This is a genomic window from Desulfobulbus elongatus DSM 2908, from assembly GCF_000621145.1.
GTDB lineage: Bacteria > Desulfobacterota > Desulfobulbia > Desulfobulbales > Desulfobulbaceae > Desulfobulbus > Desulfobulbus elongatus.
Genome location: NZ_JHZB01000020.1, coordinates 62352 through 72499, shown reverse-complemented (window position 1 = coordinate 72499; position 10148 = coordinate 62352). Strand labels below are relative to the sequence as shown.

At 63.2% G+C, this 10148-nt stretch carries 9 protein-coding genes; 7 read left to right on the top strand and 2 right to left on the bottom strand.

The features are described 5' to 3' along the window. On the bottom strand, positions 1–206 hold a 206-nt coding region (locus Q362_RS0111290), incomplete at its 3' end, for a transposase (protein ID WP_028318783.1). Between the two features lie 441 nt (positions 207–647). Between Q362_RS0111290 and Q362_RS0111285 the strand changes: the two genes are divergently transcribed. From Q362_RS0111285 to Q362_RS0111275, 3 genes are all read left to right on the top strand, one after another. Further along, positions 648–1190, top strand: a complete 543-nt coding sequence (locus Q362_RS0111285) for a flavin reductase family protein (RefSeq protein ID WP_028318782.1) — start codon at positions 648–650, stop codon at positions 1188–1190. Between the two features lie 433 nt (positions 1191–1623). Beyond that, positions 1624–2187, top strand: coding sequence for a cob(I)yrinic acid a,c-diamide adenosyltransferase (locus Q362_RS0111280; protein ID WP_028318781.1), 564 nt, complete (start codon positions 1624–1626; stop codon positions 2185–2187). Next, positions 2184–2855: a ferredoxin--NADP reductase gene (locus Q362_RS0111275; RefSeq protein ID WP_084312608.1), complete on the top strand. Its 672-nt coding sequence runs from the start codon at positions 2184–2186 to the stop codon at positions 2853–2855. Before Q362_RS0111280 ends, Q362_RS0111275 begins: the two co-directional genes overlap by 4 nt. A 25-nt stretch (positions 2856–2880) precedes the next feature. On the opposite strand, the gene Q362_RS0111270 is transcribed toward Q362_RS0111275, so the two are convergent. Then, positions 2881–4257 carry an NAD(P)-dependent oxidoreductase gene (locus Q362_RS0111270; RefSeq protein WP_028318779.1) on the bottom strand — a complete coding sequence of 459 codons (1377 nt, stop codon included), beginning with the start codon at positions 4255–4257 and terminating at the stop codon, positions 2881–2883. 372 nt (positions 4258–4629) lie between these two features. Between Q362_RS0111270 and Q362_RS20295 the strand changes: the two genes are divergently transcribed. Genes Q362_RS20295 through Q362_RS20285 form a run of 4 tightly spaced genes read left to right on the top strand, consistent with a single transcriptional unit; the run spans position 4630 to position 10145 of the window. Further along, positions 4630–5166, top strand: coding sequence for a hydrogenase maturation protease (locus tag Q362_RS20295; protein WP_051554167.1), 537 nt, complete (start codon positions 4630–4632; stop codon positions 5164–5166). After that, positions 5163–6641, top strand: coding sequence for a 4Fe-4S dicluster domain-containing protein (locus tag Q362_RS20290; RefSeq protein WP_051554165.1), 1479 nt, complete (start codon positions 5163–5165; stop codon positions 6639–6641). The genes Q362_RS20295 and Q362_RS20290 overlap by 4 nt, the downstream gene beginning before the upstream one ends. Beyond that, on the top strand, positions 6634–9714 hold the full coding sequence (locus tag Q362_RS0111255; RefSeq protein WP_028318778.1) for an FAD-dependent oxidoreductase: 3081 nt from the start codon (positions 6634–6636) through the stop codon (positions 9712–9714). Before Q362_RS20290 ends, Q362_RS0111255 begins: the two co-directional genes overlap by 8 nt. Continuing rightward, a complete protein-coding gene (locus Q362_RS20285; protein ID WP_051554162.1) occupies positions 9711–10145 on the top strand; it encodes a hydrogenase iron-sulfur subunit in 435 nt (144 codons plus the stop codon). Before Q362_RS0111255 ends, Q362_RS20285 begins: the two co-directional genes overlap by 4 nt. Positions 10146–10148: the final 3 nt, after the last annotated feature.

Sequence of the window (10148 nt, the reverse complement as noted above, 5' to 3'; positions counted from 1 at the left end):
CTCAGGTAGGTCAGGCCCACCAGCAAACGTATCGGGATCCCCGGCCGGCCTTCCTCAGAGTACAGCTTGCCAAACTCGCGTTCGAACACTCCCCAGTCAATCAGCCCGCTCAGTCGATACAATTCATGCCGGCGGTTGAGAATGCTCTCCAAGCGGTTACGGAACATGTCCAGCTGGGGACTGGAAATCTGCTTCTTTGGCTGCATCGAAAATCACCAGAAATTGAAGGAGAAAAGTACTATATCCTGCAATTTATAGTGATATATTTTTCAGTTTTTATCTATATATTTCAACTCGCTGAGAGTTTTTCACGGTCGACTATGGTAAGCTCCTTTCAGCTTACAAGATCAGCCAGACTTCGCCTGGCGCACCAGAAAATTGAGTTCAGATGGGAGTATGTCGGAGGCAACCGGCAGTGTTCAGCAGGCACTGTGCCAGTTGTCATCCCGTTGAGAAACAGTTTGTATTTCCGTTATGATTGGGATACCTCTTCAAAACAGGTGATCGCAACTGAGGAAAAATATCCTGTTCCGTTCAGATGTTTGGTTCCTTTTTATCCGGGGAAGGGATGTCGGGCGTGGGGAGACGGTCAATTCCGTTGACTCGCATGTTCTTGCAGACCTTAACTTTGATCGAGGGAGGCGGCAATGGAAGAGCTCCAGCTGAGCAGGGCATTCACATTGATAGAACCGGGACCGGTTGTCCTTGTCACCACAAATGACGGCAAGAAGGACAACATAATGACTATTTCCTGGACCATGGTAATGGAATTCTCACCGGTTTTTGCCATGACCACGGGGATGTGGAACTACTCGTATACCGCGCTTGCAAAGACAAGGGAGTGTGTGCTTGCCATTCCGACCGTGGATTTGATCGATCAGGTTGTGGGGGTGGGAACATGCTCGGGATCGGACACGGACAAGTTTGAAACGTTCGGGTTCACCCCTCTGAAGGCCAAGCATGTCCGGGCGCCGTTGATCAAGGAGTGTCTGGCGAATATCGAATGCAGGGTTGTCGATATCGTTAACAGGCACAACATCATCGTGATGGAGGGTGTTGCCGCGTATTTTGACGGTTCGCGAGGAGAAAAAAGGACCCTTCATGCCGTTGGCGATGGTACCTTTATCGTGGATGGGGGCAGGATCGACAGAAGGCAGATGATGCAGATCAAGCTGCCGTCCGGAGTTTGATTCGTCTCGGCCGCCATCGCCGGCCAACGCCTCGCCCCTTCAGAATTTCGGTGGCCATGGCGAAAAAAATCGGGAAAAAACCGGCCCGAGAGAAGCCTCCCCCAAGATGGACGCCTTGCGTCTCCCGACAATGGACATGGCAACCGACACTCTCTTCAGATAGCCATGACGAGGCAAAGGCGGGGCGGCTGTCGGTGCGAGCCGCGAGCCGGAGGTCGGCCCAAGGCTCTTGTGGCGAAGTCTGTTTTCGGGTACAACTCCCCGAACGGCCTTCGGATTCCATGGCTTTGCCGGAAAAGCGCGAACCCCGGGGTGCGGCCCCGGCACCATCGACGACAAACGACCTGCCGAGCCATGGACGGTCTGTATCTGGGCGCGTGGACAGAGAACATCCGGCAATTTCAACACGGTCAACAAGGAGAGGAGTGGTCCGATGAAAGTGTACACCGGCGGTGGCGACAAAGGGAAAACCAGTCTCTTTTCAGGCGAGCGCGTGCCCAAACATCATGTTCGCATCGAGGCCTACGGCGATCTCGACGAACTCAACTCGTTCCTGGGCGTTCTCGCAGCGCTGCTTCCGGATGGTGAACAGGCGGTGCAAAACGATCTGGAAGGAATGCAGTCCACCCTGTTTCTTGCCGGTGCCTGGCTGGCCACCACCCCGGATTCATCCGCCACGGCCTATCTCAGCCCATTGCCCGAAACCGCCGCCAAGGATATTGAAAAGCGGATCGACGCCCTGTCGGAGGTCCTGCCGGAATTGAAGGAATTCATCCTGCCCGGCGGCCAGCCGGTGGCGGCTTGGGCGCATGTGGCCAGAACCGTGTGCCGGCGCTGCGAGCGGCGGCTGACCAATCTGATCGAATCGGCCAATGGCAACGGTGCCGAACTGGCCGCCATCCAGGTTTATCTCAACCGGCTGTCCGATTATCTCTTCGTGCTTGCCCGCTATCTCAACAAGGTACTGGGAACCGCCGACACGACCTGGAAAAAATGATCGGGGCAACGTCACCCCTCCACACGGTGGCAGTGACGGCGAGGGAGTGGCTGAACGGGGACACCTTCGTCCTGACCTGCGACCGGCCCGTCGGATTCAGCTTTCAGGCAGGGCAGCACGTCACGCTGGCGCTCGACGGGGAAGAACGGGAATACACGCTCATCTCGCCGCCGGACGCCCCGGACCTGCGCTTTCTGATCAAGCGGGTCGCGGACGGCAGGTTGAGCGGCGTTCTGTCCGGTCTGCCGCCGGGAACCGCTCTGCGCATGAGCAGGGCAAAGGGCTATCTCACCTACCGGCCGACGGACCGGGCAGTGGTCTTCGTGGCCAACGGGGTGGGCGTCGCTCCCTTCGTGGCCATGGCGGCCGCCGGCATCGCCGGTTTCACGATGATCCAGGGGGCGAGGACCCCTGCCGGTCTCTTTTTCCGGCATGAACTGAGTCGCGCCGCCGGCCGTTCCATCCCCTGTCTTTCCGGCGTGCCGGACCAGGCGATCAACCTGACCGGCCTGCATTGGGGCCGCGTGACCGACTATGTCGCACGCCACCTTGAACCGGGACAATACGATTTCTATCTTTGCGGCTCCCGGGCCATGGTCACCGACATGACCCTGCTGCTCGATCAGCTCTGTCCCGACGCCCGCATCTACAGCGAGGCCTACACTTGAGCACAGGCCGCCGGCCCGGAATCGCTCAGAACAACCCCTGCAGGTAGCGATGCATGGATTCGGCGGCATCCAGTCCCTGGCAAACCGCCTTGGCGACGGTCTGCGGGCCGAGCACGGTATCGCCGCCGGCAAAGATCCACTCCACGCTGGTCTGCAGGGTGACCGGATCGACCACATAGGTGCCCTGCGGCGTCACTGCCACCGGCACGGTCTCGTCGTGCACCGGGATCACCTTCTGGCCGACGGCGGCGATCAGGGCATCGGCCTCCAGGAGGAAATTAGACCCCTCGATCGGCACCGGCCGCCGCCGGCCGCTCCGGTCCGGCTCGCCCGGCTGCATCCGGATGCATTCCACCCCGGTCAACTGGCCGTTCTCGCTCAGGATACGCATCGGCGCCGCCAGCAGTAGCAGGCGGACGCCTTCCTCCTCGACATGGGTGATCTCCACCATCGAGGCCGGCATCTCCTCGCGGGTGCGGCGATAGACGATGGTCACCTCCTTCCAGCCCGAGCGCAGGGCCACCCGCGCCACGTCGATGGCCACGTTGCCGCCGCCGATCACCACCACCCTGTCGCCCAGGGCGATCTCCCGGCCGGTGAGCATCTGGTTCAGATAGTCGATGCCGGACATGACCCCTCTGGTTTCCAGTTCCCCTTCGAGCCCGAGCCGGCGGCTCTCATAGGCGCCGATCCCCAGAAACACGGCGGCGAACCCTTGCTCGTGCAGTTCGGACAGGGTCAGGTCGCTCCCCACGGTGATGCCGGTCTTGACGTTGACCCCGCACTGCTGCAGGGCATAGAGCTCGGCGCCGATGATGTTGCGCGGCAGGCGATAATTGGGGATGCCGACGCTGAGCATGCCGCCGAACACCGGCAGCGATTCGAACACGGTGCAGCTGTAGCCCTTGTGCGCCAGCGAATGGGCCACGGTGATCCCGGCCGGCCCCGAGCCGATGACCGCCACCTTGATCCCGTTTTTCGGGGCGCAGCGCGGCGAGAGGTTCTTGCCGTTGATGATCATCCAGTCGGCGAGGAAGCGCTCCAGCAGGCCGATGGCCACGGGCGCGTCCTTCTTGCCCCTGATGCAGGCACCCTCGCACTGGAATTCGTGGGGACAGACCCGGCCGCAGATCGAGGGCATGGAGCTGGTTTCCCGGATGGTCCAGTAGGCTTCCTCGAATTTGCGCTGGCGGAGGAGGTCGATGAAGCGGGGGATGTCGTTGCCGATCGGACACCCCAGCACGCACAGCGGCTTGCGGCACTGGAGGCAGCGCCGGGCCTCGACCAGGGCGGTCTGCTCGTCGAACCCTTTTGAAACTTCGTCGAAATTGTCAATCCGCTCCCTGGGATTGAGTTCGCGCGGCTGTTGTCTGGGAATGGCCAGTTGCTCCCTGATGTTCATGGCGATACCGGATGGTGAAGGTGAAGAAATGATTCCGATTCATAGCAGGCTTGCTGTCAACAGGCAACAGGGAACAGGGCCATTTGCGTGCCGCTCGCCCGGCTTCCGGTTCGATGCAGGTCATCTTCCCGATGCTCCTCTTTCCTTATTGCAGGTTAGGCAGAGAGGTCCGCAGCTTGGCGTTTCCGGCGTCCAATCTCACTTCTTGCCGCTCCCCTGTTTGCTGCTGGGCCAGGGGGCGGTTTGCCATAGCATCTCCCCCATCGGGTCGGTTCCATGCAGTGCCTGCGCCGGCCGCCTCGGGCGGAAAACGGGCGCGCCCCGATTTTGCCCTTGCGGAACGCGAAAGAACAATGGCATAATGCCGACATTATGCACATCTCGCACAACAGGCAAGCCCGGTTCGATCCGCCGTTGGTGGCCATTTTCGGCTGTGGCAACATCCTGCTCGGCGACGACGGCTTCGGCCCGGCGGTGATCGAGCAATTGGCAGGGGCCGGCCTGCCGGCAACGATCCGCCTGATCGACGCCGGCACCGCCATCCGCGAATATCTGCTCGACTATTTGCTGGCGCCTGAGTTGCGGCCCGTTCTGTTGATCGTCGTCGATGCCGCTCCGGGCCAGAACGGCAGGATCGGCCAGGTGAGGCGGTGCACGCCCGCAGATTTGCCCGCGCCCAAGATCCACGATTTTTCCCTGCACCAGTTCCCCACGGTCAATCTTTTGCGGGAACTGGCGGAGGAGACGGGCATCGAGGTCGTGCTCCTTCTGGCCGGCATCGACCAGCCGGCCGCGCTGTGCGCTCCTGGCCTGTCGCCGCGGGTCCGGGCCGCCGTCGACGGGGCCTGCGCCCGGATCATGGCCCTTGTTGCCCCCTATCTTCTTGCCCCGGAGACGGCCGCGCCATGATCTACGAGACGAAAGTCAACGATTTGGCGGAAGAATTCGGGGTGCACCGCAACACCATCCGCAACTGGATCAATTCCGGCGTCTTGCCGGCCCAGGAGGGGCCGGGCCGCCGCTACCTGATCCAGTGGGAGGATTACAAGCGGCTCTGCGACAAATACAACCGGGAGCCGCGTTTCGTGCCCGATGTCGCGGCTGCCGGCGAGTCCGCGGCCGCGCCGCGATCCCCCGTCTCCGCCCCGGTGCCCGTCCGCCTGGGCGTGAAGACCAACCCCCTGCATACCTCGCCGGCCCTGGCCGATATCTGCCTCACCTGCGGTTCCTGCGCCGGCGCCTGTCCCATCGCCGGGGTCGATGACCTCGATCCGCGCAAGATCGTGCGCATGGCGTTTCTGGGCCTGGAGGAGGAACTGGTGGCGAGCGGCTGGCCGTGGAAATGCACCCTGTGCGGCAAATGCGAGGCGGTCTGCCCGATGAACGTCGAGATCGTGCAACTGCTGCGGCAGATCCGGGCGCGTTGCGAGCGGGACAAGATTCCGGCGGCCATCCGCAAGGGAGTGGTCACCTGTCTGGAAAAAGGCAACAATCTCGGCATCCCCAAGGACGATTTCCTCGCCTTGGCCAGGGAAATGGGCGAGGAACTGGCCCAGACCTCCTGCCCCGGTTTTGTCACCCCCATCGACGCGCGTGGCGCCCGGCTCCTGGTGACGGTCAACTCGAAGCTGCCGTTCGCCGAACCGGAGGCCATGACCTGGTGGTGGAAAATCCTGTACGCCGCCGGCGAATCCTGGACCATCTCCTCCGAATATTGGGAGGGGCTCAACTGGGGCCTCCATGCCGGCGACTACAGCGCCATGCGCACCATCGTCAAACGGATCATCGACAATATCGAGCGGCTCAACTGCACGGCCCTGCTCCTGCCCGAATGCGGCCATGCCTACTACGCCACCCGCTACGCCCTGGAGCGCTGGTTTCCCGAATCCCTGCAACAGTTCAAGATGTACACGGTGTTCGACCTTCTGCTCGAATATCTCAACGAGGGCAGGATCCGGCTCGATCCCGCCAGCCAGACCAAGCTGACCACCTTCCACGACTCCTGCCACTACGGCCGCCACTCGCTCAAGACCTTCGGCCACGGCTACTTCGAGGAGGCCCGCACCCTGACCCGGGCCTGTTGCACGCGCTACGTCGATCTCGTTCCGGACCGGGAGGAAGGCTACTGCTGCGGCGCCGGCGGCGGGGCCTGGGCCGATCCCTTCGGGGCCGAACGGGTTTTTCACGGCCGGATCAAGGCCCGCCAGATCGGTGCCTCCGGCGCCAAGCTGGTGGTCACCTCCTGCATCAACTGCCGCGACCAGATCCGCTTTTCGCTCAACCGTGAGTTCAACCTCAATGTCGAGGTCCAGTTCCTCTGGGAACTGGTGGCCAATGCCCTGAGCATGACGCCGCAAGGCGGGAACGAGGCGCGCCATGCCTGAACGGACCATGATCGGGGCGGTCCTGGTGGTGGGCGGCGGCATCTCCGGGATGCAGGCGGCGCTCGACCTCGCCGATTCCGGCTATTTCGTGTACCTGGTGGAGAAAACCGGGGCCATCGGCGGTGCCATGCCCCAGTACAACAAGGTGTTTCCCACCAACGACTGCGCCATGTGCATCATCTCGCCCAAGCTGGTCGAGTGTGGCCGCCACCCCAACATCCGCATCATGACCCTGTCGACGGTGATCGACATCACGGGCAAGGCGGGGAACTTCACGGTGCGGGTGCTCGAACATCCCCGGTATGTCGATCCGGCCAAATGCATCGCCTGCGGCCAGTGCAGCAGCCGCTGTCCCAGGAGCGTCGACGATTCGTTCAACATCTTCATGGCCAAGCGCAAGGCCATCTACATCAAATATCCGCAGGCGGTGCCACTCAAGTACCAGATCGATCCCGAGGCCTGCATCCGATTGCAGCACCCGGAGAAATGCGGAATCTGCGCCGAAATCTGCCCGCCCGGCGCCATCGATTTCACCGACCTCGGCCGCGAGCACGACCTCCGGGTGGGGGCGGTGATCATGGCGCTCGGTTTCCAGCCCTTCGACCCCGGCAAGACCAGGGCCTGGGGCTACGGTCTCTATCCCAACGTGGTCACTTCGCTCCAGTTCGAACGCTTCCTGTCGCCGGGCGGCCCCACCGGCGGCGTCCTCGCCCGTCCCTCGGACCGCAAGCCGGTGCAGCGGATCGCCTTTCTGCAGTGCGTCGGCAGCCGCGACAGGAACCGTTGCAACAACGAATACTGCTCGACGGTCTGCTGCATGTACGCCATCAAGGAGGCCTTGACCATCAAGGAGGCTTATCCGGAGGTGGAGGTGACCATCTTCTACATGGACATGCGCACCCCGGGCAAGGAGTTCGAGCGCTATTACGAACGGGCCCGCACCGAATACGGTGTCCGTTTCGTCCGCTCCCGCATCCACGGGGTCGAGCCCAAGGGCAACAAGGGTGATTTGCGCCTGCACTATATCAATGCCCACGGCAAGCAGGTGGAGGAAACCGTCGACCTAGTGGTGCTGTCGGTGGGCTTGGAAACGCCCGATGCCATGGTCCGGCTGGCCGAGAAGATCGGCATCCACATGACCCCGGACCGGTTCGCCTCGATCTCGGCCTTCATGCCGGTCCATACCTCCCAGAAGGGCATCTTCACCTGCGGCGCCTTCAACGGTCCACGCGACATCCCCCAGTCGGTGATCGGCGGTTCGGCGGCGGCGGCCAGCGTCTCGGCCCTGCTCAACCCGGTCCGCCACACCCAGACCCGCACCCTGCCGCCTCCGCCGGAACAGGATGTCAGCCGGCAGGAACCCCGCATCGGCGTGTTCATCTGCCACTGCGGCACCAACATCGCCGGCGTGGTCGATGTCGAGGAGGTGGCCGCCTATGCCGCCACCCTGCCGCAGGTGGCGCATGTGGCCCGCAACCTCTTCACCTGCTCCCAGGACACCCAGGACCTGATGGTGCAGCAGATCAGCGACAAGGGCCTGAACCGGATCGTGGTCGCCGCCTGCACCCCGCGGACTCACGAGCCCCTATTCCGCAAGACCCTCAAGTCGGCCGGCATCAACGAATACCTGATCGAGATGGCCAATATCCGCAACCAGAACGCCTGGGTGCACGGCCAGGAGCCGGAAACGGCCACGGCCAAGGCCAAGGATCTGGTCCGCATGGCGGTGGCCAAGGTGCGCCGGCAGACGGCCCGCAAGCCGTTGCGCATCCCCATCACTCCGTCGGTCCTGGTCATCGGCGGCGGAGTGGCCGGCATGACGGCGGCGCTCAACCTGGCCGAACAGGGCTATCGCATCCATCTGACCGAAAAGACGACCCAGTTGGGCGGCAATGCCCTGCACCTGTACCAGACCTGGAACGGCGAGCACGTCCCCCGGTTTCTCAAGGAACTGAAGGAGGCGGTCCAGCAGCATCCCCGCATCGAGGTGAGCTACACCAGCACGGTCGCCGCGGTCAGCGGTCATGTGGGCAACTTCACCACCCTGATCCGCACCGGCTCGAGCCGCAAGCGGACCATCGACCACGGCGCGGTCATCATCGCCACCGGCGCCAAGCGCTACATCCCCGAGGAGTTCGAGTACGGCAAGATTCCCAAGGTGGTGGCCTCGATCGAGTTCGACAAGCTGCACATGCACAACGAAACCAGGGTGGCCAACGGCAAATCCTTCGTCTTCATCCAGTGCGTCGGCTCGCGCACGCAGGAGCGGCCCTACTGTTCGAAATCCTGCTGCACCCATTCGATCCAGAGCGCCATCAAGCTGAAGAAAGAGGCGCCCTCCCGCCAGATCTACATCCTGTACCGGGAGATCCGCACCTACGGCCAGCGCGAGCGGATCTACAACCAGGCCCGGGAGATGGGCATCGTGTTCATCAACTACGAACAGCACGGGCCGCCCCGGATCAGGAGGGCGGACAGCGGCGTGCTGGTGGAGGTGTGGGACCATGTGCTCCACCGGCCCCTGGAGATCCGGGCGGACATGGTCATCCTCGCCGCCGCCACCCTGGCCAACCCCGAGGCCGTGGCCCTGGCCAACATGTTCAAGCTGCCGCTCAGCAAGGACGGTTTTTTCCAGGAGGCCCACGCCAAGCTGCGGCCGGTGGAATTCCATGTCGACGGCGTGTTCGTCGCCGGCCTGGCCCATTACCCCAAGCCGCTGGAGGAATCGATCTCCCAGGCCCTGGCCGCCGCCGCCAAGGCGGGCCGGCTGCTGGCGCGCAAGGAGATCGCCCTGGAGCCCAACATCGCCCTGGTCGATCCGGAGCGATGCGACGACTGCGCCCTGTGCATCGACGTCTGCCCCTACCGGGCGATCAAGCTGGCGGAATACAGGGACTCGGAAGGCACGCTGCGCACGACCGTGACCGTGGACCGCGTGCTCTGCAAGGGCTGCGGCATCTGCCAGGGTACCTGCCCCAAACGCGGCATTGACGTGGCCGGGTTCACCACCGCCCAGATCGAGGCCCAGATCGACGCGGCCCTGGAATCGCCGGCGCCGGAGGGGGCGATATGAACCGGGAGCCGGTCATCCTCGCCTTCTGCTGCAACTGGTGTTCCTATGCCGCCGCCGATCTGGCCGGCATCTCCCGCCTGCAGTATCCCGGCTCGATCCGGATCATCCGGGTGATGTGCTCGGGCATGGTGCATCCGGAAATGGTGCTGCATGCCCTGAACAAGGGGGCCGACGGCGTGATCGTCGTCGGCTGCCACTTGGGCGAGTGCCACTACATCAAGGGCAACGAGATGGCCCTGGCCCGGGCCGAAATCATCGCCGATACCCTGGAGGACCTCGGTATCGCCGCCGAACGGTTTCAGCTCACCTGGGTGTCGTCGTCCGAGCCGGAGCGGCTGGCCGAGGCGTTCCGGGCCATGAGCGCGCGGTTGTGCGCCCTGCGGGCGCCGGCCACGGCCGAAGCTGCCGATGCGGCCGGGGAAGAGGCGTAAACG

Excerpts from the sequence above, each read along its gene's own strand:
- Q362_RS0111285 (WP_028318782.1), top strand. The coding sequence starts at position 648 with ATGGAAGAGCTCCAGCTGAGCAGGGCATTCACATTGATAGAACCGGGA.
- Q362_RS0111280 (WP_028318781.1), top strand. The coding sequence starts at position 1,624 with ATGAAAGTGTACACCGGCGGTGGCGACAAAGGGAAAACCAGTCTCTTT.
- Q362_RS0111275 (WP_084312608.1), top strand. The coding sequence starts at position 2,184 with ATGATCGGGGCAACGTCACCCCTCCACACGGTGGCAGTGACGGCGAGG.
- Q362_RS0111270 (WP_028318779.1), bottom strand. The coding sequence starts at position 4,257 with ATGAACATCAGGGAGCAACTGGCCATTCCCAGACAACAGCCGCGCGAA.
- Q362_RS20295 (WP_051554167.1), top strand. The coding sequence starts at position 4,630 with ATGCACATCTCGCACAACAGGCAAGCCCGGTTCGATCCGCCGTTGGTG.
- Q362_RS20290 (WP_051554165.1), top strand. The coding sequence starts at position 5,163 with ATGATCTACGAGACGAAAGTCAACGATTTGGCGGAAGAATTCGGGGTG.
- Q362_RS0111255 (WP_028318778.1), top strand. The coding sequence starts at position 6,634 with ATGCCTGAACGGACCATGATCGGGGCGGTCCTGGTGGTGGGCGGCGGC.
- Q362_RS20285 (WP_051554162.1), top strand. The coding sequence starts at position 9,711 with ATGAACCGGGAGCCGGTCATCCTCGCCTTCTGCTGCAACTGGTGTTCC.